Source organism: Devosia sp. Z11_6, assembly GCF_058133665.1.
On record NZ_JBYUNQ010000001.1, the window covers coordinates 383,366 to 398,077 of the forward strand.

The following is a 14,712-nucleotide window of genomic DNA, read 5'->3' on the forward strand; positions in this document are numbered from 1 at the left end:
GGTGGTGAGCGCAGACGCGAGCGAGTGCCCAGGGCGGGGTAACGCGGTCAGGCGCGGCAATGCACAGAAGCGTCGCGGCGCCAAAGGGGCGCAGCAAACCAGGTCACAGCTCATAAGTTAATGCCCCTTCATGAACATTGCCGAACCTAGAAGGCGCTTCTTGAAAATGGGGTTTGTGCAATGGGTGGAATTTTACGCGTGTCGCTTCTTCCACAGGGCTCCGTTGCTGCTTTGTTCACTTCTGCTTGGTAGGAGAAGCGCCTTCAGGTATGGGTGAAACATGACACCACCAGTGCGAATCATCGGCATCGATCCAGGACTGCGGCGCTGCGGTTGGGGGGTAATCGAAACCCAGGGCAACAAGCTGCAATTCATCGCCTGCGGCACGGTCACTCCGCCCACGGAAGGCGAATTGGCGCAGCGCCTCGCGATCCTTTTTACGGAGTTGCTGGACCTGCTGGAGCGGTTTGCGCCCGATGAGGCGGCGGTGGAAGAAACCTTCGTGAACTCGGGACCACGCTCGGCGCTGATCCTGGGACAGGCGAGGGGGGTGGCGCTGATGACGCCGGCCCATCGCGGCATTCCGGTGGCGGAATATGCCACCAATCTCGTCAAGAAATCGATCGTGGGCACCGGGCACGCGGAAAAGGAACAGGTGGCGCTGATGGTCAAGACCTTGCTGCCCACGGCCAAGATCAAGGGCGCCGACGCGGCCGACGCACTTGCGATCGCGATCTGCCATGCCCATCACCGGGTTGCGGCGCAACGGGCACGGATGAGCGCATGATCGGCAAGCTCAAGGGTGCCGTCGACAGCTTTGGCGATGATCATGTGCTCATCGATGTGGGAGGGGTCTGCTACGAGGCCTTTTGCTCGTCGCGCACTTTGCAGGGATTGCCCCGGGTCGGGGAAGCAACCGTGGTGTTCATCGAAACCGTGGTGCGCGAAGACATGATCCGGCTTTATGGCTTTGGCAGCGAAGCCGAAAAGGGCTGGTTCAACCTCCTCATGACCGTGCAGGGCGTTGGCGCGCGGGTGGCGCTTGGGATCCTGTCCGCCCTGTCACCATCGGAATTGTCGAGCGCTATTGCACTAGGTGACAAGGCGATGATCGGGCGGGCCAATGGGGTTGGGCCCAAGCTGGCGTTGCGATTGGTGACCGAGCTCAAGGGCAAGGCGCCGCAGGGCGGGGGCATTGACGCGGGCACGCTCGGGCTGCAGACCGCCTTGGGCGAAGGAACCGCCGGCGGGAATGTAGCCGATGCGGTTTCCGCTTTGGTCAATCTGGGGTATTCGGGGGCGCAAGCTTCCGCCGCCCTGGCGCGGGTTGTGGCCCGTGAGGGGGATGATACCGCGACCGAAAAGCTGATCCGGCTGGGCCTGCGCGAGTTGAGCCAGTGATGGTCTTTCCGAGCCGCTCCGCCGCCAGCGCTGAGCCGGCGAACATGATGTTGGAGACAGCCATGGTGCTCCCGCTAACGCAAGTCAGGGCATCCGTTTGACCGATCTTACTTCTCCCGTTGCCGGGCGCGATGAGCCACTGGATGTGGCACTGCGCCCGTCCGGCTTTTCGGAATTTGTCGGGCAGGCGGCGGCGCGTGCCAATCTTGAGGTGTTCATCGAGGCCGCCAAGAAGCGCGGTGCGGCGCTCGATCATGTGTTGTTTGTGGGGCCGCCTGGCCTGGGCAAGACCACATTGGCGCAGATCATTTCGCGCGAGCTCGGCGTGGGCTTTCGCGCGACTTCTGGCCCGGTGATCGCCAAGGCTGGGGATCTGGCGGCACTCCTAACCAATCTCGAAGATCGCGATGTGCTGTTTATCGACGAGATCCACCGCCTCAACCCGGCGATTGAGGAAGTGCTGTATCCCGCCATGGAGGATTTCCAGCTTGACCTGATCATCGGGGAGGGGCCGGCGGCACGCTCGGTGCGGATCGATCTGGCGCGGTTCACACTGGTGGGCGCGACGACGCGGGCGGGCTTGTTGACCACGCCGCTGCGGGATCGCTTCGGCATTCCCGTGCGCCTCAATTTTTATACGCCCGAAGAGCTGGTGCAGATCGTGCAGCGCGGCGCCCGGCTGTTGGGCACGCCGATGGCGCCCGACGGCGCGCTGGAGATCGCGCGCCGTTCGCGCGGGACACCCCGCATTGCCGGCCGGCTGTTGCGGCGGGTAACGGATTTTGCGCTGGTCGAGGGCTCGAGCGAGATCACGCGGGCCATTGCCGACAAGGCCTTGTTGCGGCTCGACGTGGATGCCCGCGGACTCGATCAACTGGATCGGCGCTATCTGACGATGATTGCCGATTTCTATGGCGGGGGGCCCGTAGGGATCGAGACCATTGCGGCTGCGCTGAGCGAGCCGCGTGACGCGATCGAGGAGATTGTCGAGCCTTATCTGATCCAGCAAGGTTTCATACAGCGCACTTCTCGGGGGCGAATGCTGACGGGCACAGCCTTCCAGCACCTGGGCAAGAGCGTGCCGCAGGGCTTTATCGGGACGCAAGCAACCTTGTTCGAGGAGCCCGAGGAGCCGTGAGCCGGAAGATCCGCCAGATCAGCCGGTTGCGCCATGGCTGAGCCGCATGTTTTTGCTGTTCGGGTCTATTATGAGGACACCGATTTCTCCGGCAATGTGTACCATGCCGCTTACCTCAAGTTCATGGAGCGGGCGCGCACCGAGTTGCTGCGGGCGCAAGGCATCCACCATGCCGAACTGGGCCGGGAAGGGCTGGCCTTTGCCGTACGCAGCATGCAGCTCGACTTCCGGGCGGCCGCGCACATCGATGATGTGCTGCGGGTGGAAACGCTGGTGGCAGGGGCAAGCGGCGCGCGCCTGCAGTTGAGCCAAGGCGTGTGGCGCGACGCCGAACTGCTGGTCGATACCCAGGTCGTCGTGGTGGCGATCAACATGGGCGGCAAGCCGACACGGCTGCCGGCAGCACTGCGCGCCCTGGCCGATTAGCGCGGCGTGGCGTCGCATGGCGGCGGTGGGCGGTTTGTTAACCTCTTCTTGACCATAATCGGGTCACAGAAAGAGTAGTACTTGCACCGGTGCTCTCAACGCTCCGTTAGGCAAGGCTTTTCTCTTAATTTTGACAGATTTGGGCCCCATCGCCACGGGTGCACGGGCCGGCAGCAAGAGGCCAGCCAGAAGGATCACGACATGGAAGCCATGGATGCGGTGGGCGCAGTAGCGCCGCACACGGACTTATCTATTTGGGGCCTGTTCTGGGCGGCCGACTGGATCGTGAAGTCAGTGATGCTGGGCTTGCTTGCGGCCTCGGTCTGGTGCTGGGCCATTATCATAGACAAGACCCTCACTTATCGCCGCATGCAGGCGGAGATGAACCGCTTCGAGCGCACCTTCTGGTCGGGGCAATCGCTGGAGGAGCTGTACCAGCAGCAGTCCGAGCGCACTTCGGGTGGGCTGGGCGCCGTGTTTGTTGCCGCAATGAAGGAATGGAAGCGCAGCCACGAGCAGAACGCGGCTTCTTTCGTCGGCATGCAGCAGCGGCTCGACAAGGTGCTCGATGTCGCCATTTCGCGCGAAAGCGAGAACCTCGAAAAGCGTCTCGGCTTTTTGGCCACTGTTGGCTCCGCCGGCCCCTTTATCGGCCTGTTCGGCACGGTGTGGGGCATCATGAATGCGTTCACCGCCATTGCCGCGTCCTCAAATACCAATCTGGCTGTTGTGGCCGGCCCGATTGCCGAGGCGCTGTTTGCAACGGCCATTGGCCTCGTGGCCGCTATTCCCGCGGTTATCGCCTACAACAAGCTTTCCGCTGATGCGGGCAAGATGATCGGGCGGCTCGAAGGCTTTGCCGACGAGTTCTCGACCATTCTGAGCCGCCAACTCGAAGCGCGGAGCCGCTGATATGGGCATGGGCGTAGCATCGGGTGGCGGAGGCGGCGGTCGTCGTCGCCGTGGCCGCAAGAAAGCGGTGATGAGCGAAATCAACATCACGCCGATGGTGGACGTGATGCTGGTGCTGCTGATCATCTTCATGGTGGCAGCACCGATGATGACGGCTGGCGTACCAATCGACCTGCCGCGTACGGCTGCCGGCGAGCTCTCGAGCCAGACCCAGCCAATCACCGTGGCAGTCACGCCCGAGGGCGCCATCTTTGTGGGTGAGGATCCCGTCAGTGAAGCCGACCTCGTCGCGACGGTGTCGCAGCAGGCCGTCAATGGCACCGAGGATCGTATCTTTCTTCGGGGGGACACCACCGCCAATTACGGCGCGGTGATGCGGGTCATGGGGCTGCTGTCGGCTGGTGGCTACACCAAGATCGGCCTTATCACGCAACAGGAAAATTAGTCGGGCCAATGCGCACCGGTCTTGTCGCTTCCATCGCTGCCCACCTTGCCGTGCTGACGATTGGCCTGGTCAATCTCGGCATGGCCGAGCCTATGACCGTGGTGGAAGACGCCATTGCCGTGGACCTCGTCCCCATCAGCGATTTTGCGGCGATCCGCATGGGCTCGCTCAACAGCACGGTGGTGGAAACCGACACGCCAGCCGTGGTGGAATCCGATGAGCCTGCCGAGGTCGCGCAACCAACTGGGAATACGCAAGAAGACCAGCCGACGCCGCAAGAGGCTGATCGGCCGGTGCCGATGCCCGTGACCAATTCGGCGCCTCAACCCGAGACTGCACCGGTACCGGAGCCGGAGCCTGAACCCGAGCCCGTGCCCGAACCGACCCCGGCGCCCGCTCCTGCGCCAGAACCAGAACCCCTGCCTGAGCCGGAGCCCGAGCCCGAACCGCTGCCGGAGCCCGAGCCAACGCCAGCGCCGGTGCCGCCGACGCCCGCGACGCGGCCGACGCCGCCCGAGCCGGTGCCAACGCCTGAGCCAGAGCCGACGTCAGAACCCGCGCCGACGCCAGAACCCGCGCCGGAGCCAGAACCCGCGCCTGAGCCAGAACCTGCACCCGAGCCGACGCCCGAGCCCACCCCGGAGCCCGAACCCACGCCTGAGCCTGCCGAGTCGGCAGTCGCGGCGCCGGTGCCTGCATCGCGTCCAACCAATCTCGAGCAGAAGCGCCAGCAGTTTGCGGCCGCCGAAGCAGAGCGCAAGAAGCGCGAGGAAGAAGAACGCAAGCGCGTGGCGGAAGCCAAGGCCAAGTCCGAAGCCGATGCCGATGCCAAGGCCAAAGCGGAAGCCGAAGCCGAGCGCAAGCGCCAGGCTGCGGCGCAGGCAGCCGAAAAGCAGCAAGCGGGCGAGCAACTCGATGCTTCGCTGGCCGATGATATTTCGGCCATCATCAACAAGGATACTTCCACCGGCGCCACCACCGGTAGCGGCGGTTCACCGACGCTGGGCGACACTAGTGGAACCTCGGCGACGCTGAGCCAGACCGAAATCGGTGCGCTGGTCGCCAAGATCAAGCAATGCTGGAACCTGCTCCCCAATGAGCAGATCAGCAGCGCGCAGGTGGTGGTCAATATGCGGTTGAATCAGGATGGCTCGCTGGCGGATGTGCCTCGAATTGTTTCGGTTAGCGAGCAGCCTGAAGCGATCACCATTGCCCAGAAGGCCGTGAGCGCCGTGGCAGGCTGCGGGCCCTACAGCATGTTGTCGGCGGCCTCCTATGACCAATGGCAGAATATCAATGTCACGTTGCGTCCGTGACGTCCTTGAAGCGCGCCTTTCCCCGGCAAGATGCTGGTGAATGGCATGAATGGAGACTGAAATGACCCGTTTAACCCGGCGCAGCGCCCTCAAGCTCGGCGTTGCCGGCGGGCTGGCCCTCGCCACCGCCAGCACTGCCCAGGCACAGCTCAACATCACGGTCGAGGGCGCCAATTTCCAGCCACTGCCGATCGCCATCCCCGATTTTGCCTCCTCGGACCCAAGCTTTGGGCGCGAAACGGCCGAGATCGTGCGCGCCAATCTGCGCCGCTCGGGCTTGTTCCTGCCGCTCGATCCGGCGTCGTTGCCGGTACAGATCGGGGACGTCAATGCCACGCCCGATTTCAACACCTGGCGCACGGCCAATGTGACCGCGCTCGTCATGGGTGCGGTGGACCGCGGCGGCCAGATCGCGTCTTCGGTGCGCGTGTGGGATACCCAGCAGGGCGCCCAGGTCGTGGGCAAGAGCTACAACACCGATCCCAACAGTGCGCGACGCGTCGCCCATATCATTTCGGACGCCATCTATGAGGCGCTGACCGGTGGCAGCGGCTATTTCGATACCCGCGTGGTTTATGTGGCCGAAAGCGGTCCCAAGGCGAACAGGGTCAAGCGGCTCGCGATCATGGACCAGGACGGCGCCAATCCGCAGTACCTGACCGATGGGCGCACGCTGGCGCTGACGCCGCGCATCTCGGCCAACAACGATCTGATCACTTACCTCAACTTCGAGGACGGCAATCCCCAGGTTTATCTGCTGCAGTTGTCGAGCGGGCGGCAGCAGCGGCTGGCTTCGCTGGGCGCCATGACCTTTGCGCCCCGCTTCTCACCCGATGGCGGCACGGTGGCGTTTTCCGTGGAGCAGGGTGGGGCGACCAATATTTATGCCGTGAGCACGAGTGGCGGCCAGCCGGTGCAGCTCACCTCGGGCGCGGCGATCGATACGGGTCCCTCCTATTCGCCCGATGGCAGCCGGATCGTGTTTGAAAGCGATCGCGGCGGTTCGCCCCAGATCTATATGATGAGCTCGGGCGGGGGTAATCCGCAGCGCATTTCCTATGGCCAGGGCTTGTACTCGACGCCCGTCTGGTCACCCAAGGGCGATCTGATCGCCTTTACGCGCCAGTCCGGCGGGCAGTTCAATATCGGCATCATGAACCCCGATGGTTCGGGCGAGCGCATGCTGCATTCGACCTTCCATGCGGAAGGCCCGACCTGGGCCCCCAATGGCCGCGTGATCATGTTCTTCCAAGATCCCGGTGGCAATGACGGCCCCAAGCTGCAGAGTGTCGATATCTGGGGCCGCAACCTCCAGACCATCCCCACCGAAAGCTATGCTTCCGATCCGGCCTGGTCCGGGCTGCGCAGCTAAGGCGCAAGCTTCCTATCCCGCGTCCGGGGCAGCAGAGCCCCGGCGCGTTTAACCATACTACCAGTTCACCAAGCGCTGTGGCAGGAATGCCGCAGCCGGAAAAAGCCCGCGTTTCCGCCACATTCGTGCCCCGTTAAGCTTCAATTAACCACGACTTGGAACCCGGCCTTAAGAATAAGCACGGTAAATGCCGTACCTAGAATTATTGCCTTTCAGGAGCTTTTTCCGGATGCTGTCCCTTGCACCGATCACCACCGCGTTGCGCGCCGCCGCAATGCTGCTTTTCGTCGTCGCGATAGCGGCGTGTTCGCGTACGCCCGATAACGCAATGATGACCGGCGTGGGCAATCTCGGCCCGGGCGGCGGCGCGCCGGGCAGCCAGCAGGAATTCCTGGTTTCGGTTGGCGACCGCGTGTTCTTTGAAACCGACTCTTCGTCGTTGACCACCGAAGCTGCCGCGACCCTCGACAAGCAGGCCGCCTGGCTCAACCAGTACAGCAACTACCGCATCATGATCGAAGGCCATGCCGACGAGCGCGGCACCCGCGAATACAACATCGCCCTGGGCGCACGCCGCGCTTCGGTGGTGGTGAACTATCTCGTGTCGCGTGGCGTCAATGCTCAGCGCATCACCTCCAAGTCGTTCGGCAAGGAGCGCCCTGTCGCGATCTGTAACGACATCTCCTGCTGGAGCCAGAACCGCCGCGCGGTCACCGTCGTTCAATAAGTAGCGGGCCTGGTTCACCAGACCCAAATGACCCGGCCCCGGCCGGCATCCAGAAGCGCCGGACGCCCTTTGTGGCTCCGGCGCTTTGTTTTCACCAAAGTTGGCCTTTACTCGCTTTGCCTCGATCACCATGTCGGCACCCAGCGACGCAGAGAACACACACCGGAGGCTCCCCATTGAAGATCCCCCTGTTGCAATCCAAGGGCCGCACTGCCCTGGCAGCGGCCTGTGCGCTGCTGCTGGGCACGAGCCTGCAAAGCCGGGCCGAGGCGCAAGCCTTTCCACCGGCTGAGTTGGGCGGGCTGACGCTCACCAATGCGCAGCCAACTCGGGTGCACGTGGCGCAAGCGGCCGATACCGCCCAATTGGCAGTACGGGTGCAGCAGTTGGAAGAGCAGGTGCGCTCGCTCAACGGACAGATCGAAGGGCTGACTTTTCAGCTGACGCAGATGCAGACCCTGATCCAGCGGCAGGCGGAAGAAACCAACGCACGCTTGCAGGGCCTTGGCACTGACGGCGCTGCGCCTTCAGCACCTGCCCAAAGCAGCGCGGCTCCCTCGACCGAAATTCCGCCACAGGGCGTGCAGCCGCTGCCGGGAGAGGCCGAGTTCGACCCGACCTTTGATGATGGCAGCGTTGGCACTTCCGATGATCCGCTGGCCGGCACGGGGCAGGGTGGCAGTGTGGACCTCGCCACCGGCCAGCCGCTGGATTTGAGCTATGATCCGGACGCCACCGCTACCGGGGATTCCGATGCGGATGCGCAGTTCACCGCCGGCTATGAAGCCATTGTTCGCGGCGATTATGCCTTTGCCGAAGACCAGTTCAGCCAGTTCATCGAGCTATACCCTGACAATGCCCAGGCGACGGACGCCGCCAACTGGCTGGGGGAAGCGCTGATCCAGCGTGAGGCTTATGACGAGGCCGCAGAAGTGTTGCTGGACGCGTTCCAGAAAGCGCCCGACAGCCCGCGTTCGCCCGACCTGTTGCTGCGCCTCGGCGTTTCGCTTGCCGGGGCCGACGAGCGGGAAACTGCCTGCCGGACGTATGCGGAAATCGAGCGGCGCTACACGACGCTGACCCCCGCCTTTGCGGCGCGGCTCGCGGCGGAAAAGACCAAGGCCGAATGCCCACCCGCTTAATTCCGCCGCTGGACGATCCAGCAACATTGCAGGCCTTGTTTGCGGCGGTCGCCGGCGAGCAGGCCATTGGTTTGGCGGTTTCGGGCGGTGCCGACAGTTTGGCGCTGCTGCTGCTGGCGCAGCGCTGGGCGGCAAGCCTGGGTGCCGCGGCGCCGCGCTTGCAGGTTTATACCGTTAATCACGGCTTGCGCCCCGAAGCGGGGGCGGAGGTCGCGATGGTGCTCGGGGTCGCCGAACAACTGGGTGTTCGGGCTCGCGGTCTGGTTTGGACGGGCGCCAAGCCACGCACCGCCTTGCAGGAAGCGGCGCGGGCAGCGCGCTATCGCTTGATGGGCCAGGCAATGGCTGAAGACGGCGTTGAGGTGCTGCTGACGGCGCATCATCGGCTGGATCAAGCCGAAACCGTGCTGATGCGACTGGCCCATCGCAGCGGGCTTGAAGGGCTGCGCGGGATGGCCGACATGGCGGTTGTCGAGGGGGTGCGGGTGCATCGGCCCTTGCTGGGGCTCGATCCCAAGGCGCTGCACCAAGTGGTGGGCGAAGCCGGTTTGGTGCCCGCCCAAGACCCCTCCAACCAGGACGAGCATTACGAGCGGGTGCGCTGGCGCAAGGCCATGCCGCAACTCGAAGCGCTGGGCCTCGATAGCGAAACCCTCGCCTTGTTTGCCGAGCGGATGGGGGAAGCCGACCGGGCGCTGGCCCAGATGGCCGATGGCGCGTTCCAGACCATGGTGCGGCTGGATGGTTTTGGATCCGCGCGGATCGAGCGCGAGCCGCTGCTGGCGCTGAGCCCCGCCCTCGCTGTACGGGTGCTGGGACGGGTACTCAACATTGTGGGCGGACGGCAGAAGCCGCGGGCTCTCGGGCAGGTGGAACGGCTGCAGCAGGCGCTGGCATCTGGCACCCATGGCAAGGCGACGACACTGCTGGGTTGCGTGGTGCGCGAAAAGGACGGTGCCGTCGCAGTGGCGCGCGAGCCGGGGCGGGTATTGCCGCCCGATCTGGCCTTGCCGCCCGGCGCTGAGCTCGTTTGGGACGAGCGATTCCTGATCACCAATGGCTCGGACGAGCCGGGCCTCACCGCTGGCGTGTCCGATTACCTGCCGCGGCACCGGCTCGAGGAATTCCTGGGCTTCAAGGTGACCGCGCCCGCCGAAGCCATCCGCACAGCACCCATTGTCAGGGATGCACAGGGTGGCGTGTTGTCGTTGGGAGGGTGGTCGTTCGATGAGCGAATTCGTGTGCAACTGCTGGTGGACTGAGCAAGTTTGGCCGCTTTTGTCGTGAGGGAGGCGTTAACCCGTCGCGACAAAATGACTAGACGACGAGGCGCAAGGCTAGCAGCAGTGCCCTTGTAACGCCCCAATGCCGATCATACATTCGGCGCTAACACCGGCAGCTTGGTTGCGTCGGTCTCTCCGGGACAGGTTTGATGAACGGAAACTTCCGCAACTTTGCCATTTGGCTAGTTATCCTCTTTATGCTGATGGGCCTGTTCCAGGTCTTTCAGTCTTCCACCCGCTCCATTTCGGTCGCCGACAAGAGCTACAGCCAGTTCGTATCCGACGTTGAAGGCGGGCGCGTGCAAAGCGTGACCATCACCAATGACGTCGTTTCGGGCGTGCTCAATGATGGCACCCGCTTTGAAACCGTGATGCCGGCTGGCGCCGATGTGATCAGCCGCCTCGAGGATCGGGGCGTGTCGATCACGGCGCGCGCTCCCGAATCGAGCCCGTTCTGGTCAGTGCTGCTGAGCTCCTGGCTCCCGTTCATCGTCATCATCGGCGTGTGGTTCTTCTTTATCCGGCAGATGCAGGGCGGTGGCCGTGGTGGCGCGATGGGCTTTGGCAAGTCGCGCGCCAAGCTGCTGACCGAGTCGCATGGCAAAGTGACCTTCGAGGACGTCGCTGGCGTCGATGAAGCCAAGCAGGACCTCGAGGAAATCGTCGAATTCCTGCGCGATCCCGGCAAGTTCCAGCGCCTGGGCGGCCGTATTCCGCGCGGCGTGCTTCTGGTCGGCCCTCCCGGTACCGGTAAGACCTTGCTGGCCCGTTCGGTCGCCGGCGAAGCCAATGTGCCCTTCTTCACCATTTCGGGTTCCGACTTCGTGGAAATGTTCGTGGGCGTTGGCGCGAGCCGCGTGCGCGACATGTTCGAGCAGGCCAAGAAGAACGCACCCTGCATTATCTTCATCGACGAAATCGACGCCGTCGGCCGCCAGCGTGGCGCCGGTCTCGGCGGTGGTAACGACGAGCGCGAGCAAACCCTCAACCAGTTGCTGGTGGAGATGGACGGCTTTGAGGCCAATGAAGGCATCATCCTGATCGCGGCGACCAACCGCCCCGACGTGCTCGATCCCGCACTGCTGCGTCCCGGTCGCTTTGACCGCCAGGTTGTCGTCCCCAACCCCGATGTTGCGGGCCGCGAGAAGGTGCTCAAGGTCCATGTGCGCAAGGTGCCGCTGGCTCCCGATGTGGATCTGAAGGTATTGGCCCGTGGCACGCCCGGCTTTTCGGGTGCGGATCTGATGAACCTCGTCAACGAGGCGGCCCTGATGGCGGCACGGCGCAACAAGCGCTTTGTCACCCATGCCGAGTTCGAAGACGCCAAGGACAAGATCATGATGGGCGCCGAGCGCCGCACCATGGCCATGTCCGAGGACGAAAAAAAGCTTACGGCTTACCATGAAGCCGGGCACGCGATCATTGCCCTCAAGGTGGCCGGGATCGACCCCATCCACAAGGCAACGATCATTCCGCGTGGCCGTGCCTTGGGCATGGTGATGACCCTGCCTGAAAGCGACAGTTATTCGTTCAGCCGGGAAAAGGCCTTGGCACGCCTGACCATGCTGTTTGGCGGCCGCGAAGCCGAGATCTACAAGTTCGGCCCCGAGAAAGTGACCTCGGGTGCTTCGGGCGACATCCAGATGGCGACGAGCCTGGCTCGTTCCATGGTGATGGAGTGGGGCATGAGCGAAAAGCTTGGCCGCGTGCGCTACAAGTCGAGCGAGCAGGAAGTGTTCATCGGTCATTCCATGACCCAGTCCAACAATATGTCGGACGACACGGCCAAGCTGATCGACCAGGAAGTGCGCAAGCTGATCGAGGATGGCGAGCAGGCTGCCCGCGATATCATCCGCAACCATGTGGATCAGTTTGAAGCGGTGGCCCAGGCCCTGCTTGAATATGAAACGCTGACCGGCGATGAACTGCGGGCCCTGATGGATGGGCACCAGCCGGTTCGTCCGGACGACAGCGGCCCATCGGCGCCCAAGGCGTCGGGCGTCCCCGCTGCCGGCAAGTCCCCCAAGAAGCGGCCCGATGCGCCGCCCGAGGGCGGGCTGGAGCCTCAGCCCAATAGCTGAAACTGACACCAAGGGTCGCCGCGAGGCGGCCCTTTTATGTATTGCCGGTCACCGCTTTTCCGCCGAAAAGCGTCCTTAACGGTTGTGCGATAAATTATGCGCATGACAGCGCGCAGACAGGGCAAAGCAATGGCCAGAAAATATTTCGGCACTGATGGCATTCGCGGCTTGGCCAATGGCAGCAAGCTCACCCCGGAGCTGGCCCTCAAGGTGGGCATGGCTGCGGGCCAGAAATTCGTGCGCGGGGAACACCGCAATCGCGTGGTGATCGGCAAGGACACCAGGCGTTCTGGCTACATGATCGAGAACGCCCTGACCGCAGGTTTCACCGCCGTGGGCATGGATGTGTATCTGTTGGGCCCAATGCCAACACCCGCCGTTGCCATGCTGACGCGCTCGCTGCGCGCCGATCTCGGCGTGATGATTTCAGCCTCGCACAATCCCTATGATGACAACGGCATCAAGCTGTTCCGGCCCGATGGCTATAAGCTCAGCGACGAGGTCGAAGCGGAGATCGAGAGCCTCATCGACGGCGACATGAGCCAGTTCCTCGCCCATGGCCGCGAGATCGGCCGAGCGCATCGCGATGAGGAAGCGCGCACCCGCTATATCGAATACGCCAAGCGCACCCTGCCACGGAATATCGACCTGACGGGCCTGCGCGTCGTGCTCGATTGCGCCAATGGTGCGGCCTACAAGGTAGCGCCGATTGCCCTTTGGGAATTGGGTGCTGAGGTGTTCACCATTGGCGCCGAGCCTGATGGCTTCAACATCAACTACAAGGTCGGCTCCACGGCGCCTGAAGCGGTGGCAGCCAAGGTGCGTGAAGTGCGCGCCGATATCGGCATTGCGCTGGATGGCGACGCGGACCGCGTCATCATCATCGATGAAAAGGGCCAGGTGGTGGATGGCGACCAGTTCATGGCGGTAATCGCCCAGAGCTGGATGGAACGGGAAATGCTGGCCGGCGGCGGGATCGTCGCCACTGTGATGTCCAATCTTGGGCTTGAACGTTATCTCACCTCCCTGGGGCTGACGCTCGAGCGCACCCAGGTGGGTGACCGATACGTGCTTGAAGCCATGCGCACGAAGGGCTTCAATGTGGGCGGTGAACAGTCCGGCCATATCATTCTTTCCGATTTCACAACCACGGGCGACGGGCTGGTCGCGGCCCTGCAGCTGCTCGCGGTGCTCAAGCAGCGCTCCTTGCCAATTTCGGAAGTGTGCACGCGCTTTGAGAAGGTGCCGCAGCTGCTGCGCAGCGTGCGCTTCAAGACCGGCAAGCCGCTCGAGGACAAGCAGGTGATGCAGGCCGTGGCCGACGCCAAGGCAATGCTGGGTAGCGGGGGCCGGCTGGTGATCCGTGAGTCGGGCACCGAGCCGGTGATCCGGGTGATGGGCGAGGCTGACGATGCTGCTCTGGTCACCTCGGCAGTGGGGCAAATCGAGGCCGCCATTCAGGCAGTCGCCTAGGCCACAGGACAGTCACAACCGAGTTCAGAACGCCGGCTCCGTGCCGGCGTTCTTGTTTCGATAGATAATCACCAATCGTTAGGGTTAAGCCGCAGGGTTAAGCGCCTTTTAAGAATGTTGTTCGATATTGGGCGTCAATCGACTGGTGTCGTGGCAACCGAAGGACTTCTTGATCATGCGCATGCTTTCCGCTGCGGTGCTGGTGGCAGCAGCCACTGCAATCGCCGGCCCCGCACTGGCGGCCGACTTCCCCGAATACCCGCCTGTTGTTGAAATCCCGGACGTCGATTATGGCGTGCAGGGCTCGTTCTACCTGCGCGGCAGCGCGGCGGGAAATGCCTTCTGGACGAAGGAAGCCTATGGCATCGACTGCGTGATCTGCGGTGTCACTCCCGAAGAAGAAACCTTCTCCGTTGATGAAGCCGGCTACGGCTACAGCGTCGGCGCGGGTCTCGGCTTCGAGACGGGCACCGGACTGCGCTTTGACGCGACTGTCGACTACGTTTCCAATGATGGGCTGATCGCCACCGGCGACGCCGGCGATTACGAACTGGGGCTGCGCTCCACCATCGCGCTGGCCAACGTTTACTACGACTTCTCGCTGGGCGGCGATGGTTTTGGCTACAACGCTGCCGGCGGCGCCTTTGGTTATGTCGGCGCTGGTGCCGGTGCGGCCTTCAACGAATCCTCGATCGAGGCTTCCAACGGCTTCCCGGTTCCATCGGGCGAGAACACCAGCTTTGCGGCGGCCGGCATGGTCGGCGTCGGCTATGACTTCGGTGCCGTCGTTGCCGATGTGGGCTATCGCGGCGTTTACATTGCCGATCTCGACAATGGTGCCGACTTCCCCGCCAATGTTCATTCGGAGAACAACTGGCTGCACGAAGTGCGTGGCACGCTGCGCTACCGCTTCAACTGATCGTTCAGGGCGCCACAGGCGCTTGGCAGATCCGCTCTTGGCTTCGGCGCTCCCCTGGGGGCGCCGATTGCATTTGG

14 protein-coding genes are annotated in these 14,712 nt (G+C 63.4%); all 14 read left to right on the forward strand.

Going from position 1 to position 14,712, the window contains the following annotated elements; genetic code table 11:
• Window positions 1–280 precede the first annotated feature (280 nt).
• The 14 genes from ruvC to AC3YMN_RS01895 all read left to right on the forward strand — a co-directional run bounded on the left by ruvC (window position 281) and on the right by AC3YMN_RS01895 (window position 14,635).
• Window positions 281–787, forward strand: coding sequence for a crossover junction endodeoxyribonuclease RuvC (gene ruvC, locus AC3YMN_RS01830; protein ID WP_127753959.1), 507 nt, complete (start codon window positions 281–283; stop codon window positions 785–787).
• Window positions 784–1,401, forward strand: a complete 618-nt coding sequence (gene ruvA / locus AC3YMN_RS01835) for a Holliday junction branch migration protein RuvA (RefSeq protein ID WP_489888712.1) — start codon at window positions 784–786, stop codon at window positions 1,399–1,401. Before ruvC ends, ruvA begins: the two co-directional genes overlap by 4 nt.
• A gap of 97 nt (window positions 1,402–1,498) precedes the next feature.
• Window positions 1,499–2,539 (forward strand): Holliday junction branch migration DNA helicase RuvB, encoded by a 1,041-nt coding sequence (ruvB, locus tag AC3YMN_RS01840; protein WP_127753957.1) that lies wholly within the window; start codon window positions 1,499–1,501, stop codon window positions 2,537–2,539.
• 33 nt (window positions 2,540–2,572) lie between these two features.
• Window positions 2,573–2,965: a tol-pal system-associated acyl-CoA thioesterase gene (gene ybgC / locus AC3YMN_RS01845; protein WP_489888713.1), complete on the forward strand. Its 393-nt coding sequence runs from the start codon at window positions 2,573–2,575 to the stop codon at window positions 2,963–2,965.
• A gap of 210 nt (window positions 2,966–3,175) precedes the next feature.
• Entirely contained in the window at window positions 3,176–3,877 is a 702-nt protein-coding gene (gene tolQ / locus AC3YMN_RS01850) for a protein TolQ (RefSeq protein ID WP_127755285.1), read from the forward strand.
• A gap of 1 nt (window position 3,878) precedes the next feature.
• Window positions 3,879–4,322 (forward strand): protein TolR, encoded by a 444-nt coding sequence (gene tolR / locus AC3YMN_RS01855; protein WP_172124115.1) that lies wholly within the window; start codon window positions 3,879–3,881, stop codon window positions 4,320–4,322.
• A gap of 8 nt (window positions 4,323–4,330) precedes the next feature.
• Window positions 4,331–5,638 (forward strand): hypothetical protein, encoded by a 1,308-nt coding sequence (locus AC3YMN_RS01860; protein ID WP_489888714.1) that lies wholly within the window; start codon window positions 4,331–4,333, stop codon window positions 5,636–5,638.
• Between the two features lie 61 nt (window positions 5,639–5,699).
• The gene (tolB, locus tag AC3YMN_RS01865; RefSeq protein ID WP_489888715.1) at window positions 5,700–7,010 is read left to right on the forward strand and encodes a Tol-Pal system beta propeller repeat protein TolB; all 1,311 of its coding nucleotides are present in this window, start codon (window positions 5,700–5,702) and stop codon (window positions 7,008–7,010) included.
• Between the two features lie 229 nt (window positions 7,011–7,239).
• Entirely contained in the window at window positions 7,240–7,737 is a 498-nt protein-coding gene (pal, locus tag AC3YMN_RS01870) for a peptidoglycan-associated lipoprotein Pal (protein WP_127753953.1), read from the forward strand.
• A gap of 176 nt (window positions 7,738–7,913) precedes the next feature.
• A complete protein-coding gene (ybgF, locus tag AC3YMN_RS01875; RefSeq protein WP_489888716.1) occupies window positions 7,914–8,879 on the forward strand; it encodes a tol-pal system protein YbgF in 966 nt (321 codons plus the stop codon).
• On the forward strand, window positions 8,864–10,141 hold the full coding sequence (gene tilS / locus AC3YMN_RS01880; RefSeq protein ID WP_489888717.1) for a tRNA lysidine(34) synthetase TilS: 1,278 nt from the start codon (window positions 8,864–8,866) through the stop codon (window positions 10,139–10,141). Before ybgF ends, tilS begins: the two co-directional genes overlap by 16 nt.
• Before the next feature lie 170 nt (window positions 10,142–10,311).
• Window positions 10,312–12,243, forward strand: a complete 1,932-nt coding sequence (ftsH, locus tag AC3YMN_RS01885; protein WP_127753950.1) for an ATP-dependent zinc metalloprotease FtsH — start codon at window positions 10,312–10,314, stop codon at window positions 12,241–12,243.
• Window positions 12,244–12,372: 129 nt separating this feature from the next.
• Window positions 12,373–13,716 (forward strand): phosphoglucosamine mutase, encoded by a 1,344-nt coding sequence (gene glmM, locus AC3YMN_RS01890; RefSeq protein ID WP_172124109.1) that lies wholly within the window; start codon window positions 12,373–12,375, stop codon window positions 13,714–13,716.
• 175 nt (window positions 13,717–13,891) lie between these two features.
• Window positions 13,892–14,635 (forward strand): outer membrane protein, encoded by a 744-nt coding sequence (locus AC3YMN_RS01895; protein WP_127753948.1) that lies wholly within the window; start codon window positions 13,892–13,894, stop codon window positions 14,633–14,635.
• The last annotated feature ends 77 nt before the right edge of the window (window positions 14,636–14,712 follow it).

Coding starts and splice junctions, on each gene's coding strand:
- tolB (WP_489888715.1), top strand. CDS start 5,700: ATGACCCGTTTAACCCGGCGCAGCGCCCTCAAGCTCGGCGTTGCCGGC.
- ruvC (WP_127753959.1), top strand. CDS start 281: ATGACACCACCAGTGCGAATCATCGGCATCGATCCAGGACTGCGGCGC.
- ruvA (WP_489888712.1), top strand. CDS start 784: ATGATCGGCAAGCTCAAGGGTGCCGTCGACAGCTTTGGCGATGATCAT.
- tilS (WP_489888717.1), top strand. CDS start 8,864: ATGCCCACCCGCTTAATTCCGCCGCTGGACGATCCAGCAACATTGCAG.
- ftsH (WP_127753950.1), top strand. CDS start 10,312: ATGAACGGAAACTTCCGCAACTTTGCCATTTGGCTAGTTATCCTCTTT.
- tolR (WP_172124115.1), top strand. CDS start 3,879: ATGGGCATGGGCGTAGCATCGGGTGGCGGAGGCGGCGGTCGTCGTCGC.
- AC3YMN_RS01895 (WP_127753948.1), top strand. CDS start 13,892: ATGCGCATGCTTTCCGCTGCGGTGCTGGTGGCAGCAGCCACTGCAATC.
- glmM (WP_172124109.1), top strand. CDS start 12,373: ATGGCCAGAAAATATTTCGGCACTGATGGCATTCGCGGCTTGGCCAAT.
- AC3YMN_RS01860 (WP_489888714.1), top strand. CDS start 4,331: ATGCGCACCGGTCTTGTCGCTTCCATCGCTGCCCACCTTGCCGTGCTG.
- ybgC (WP_489888713.1), top strand. CDS start 2,573: ATGGCTGAGCCGCATGTTTTTGCTGTTCGGGTCTATTATGAGGACACC.
- pal (WP_127753953.1), top strand. CDS start 7,240: ATGCTGTCCCTTGCACCGATCACCACCGCGTTGCGCGCCGCCGCAATG.
- tolQ (WP_127755285.1), top strand. CDS start 3,176: ATGGATGCGGTGGGCGCAGTAGCGCCGCACACGGACTTATCTATTTGG.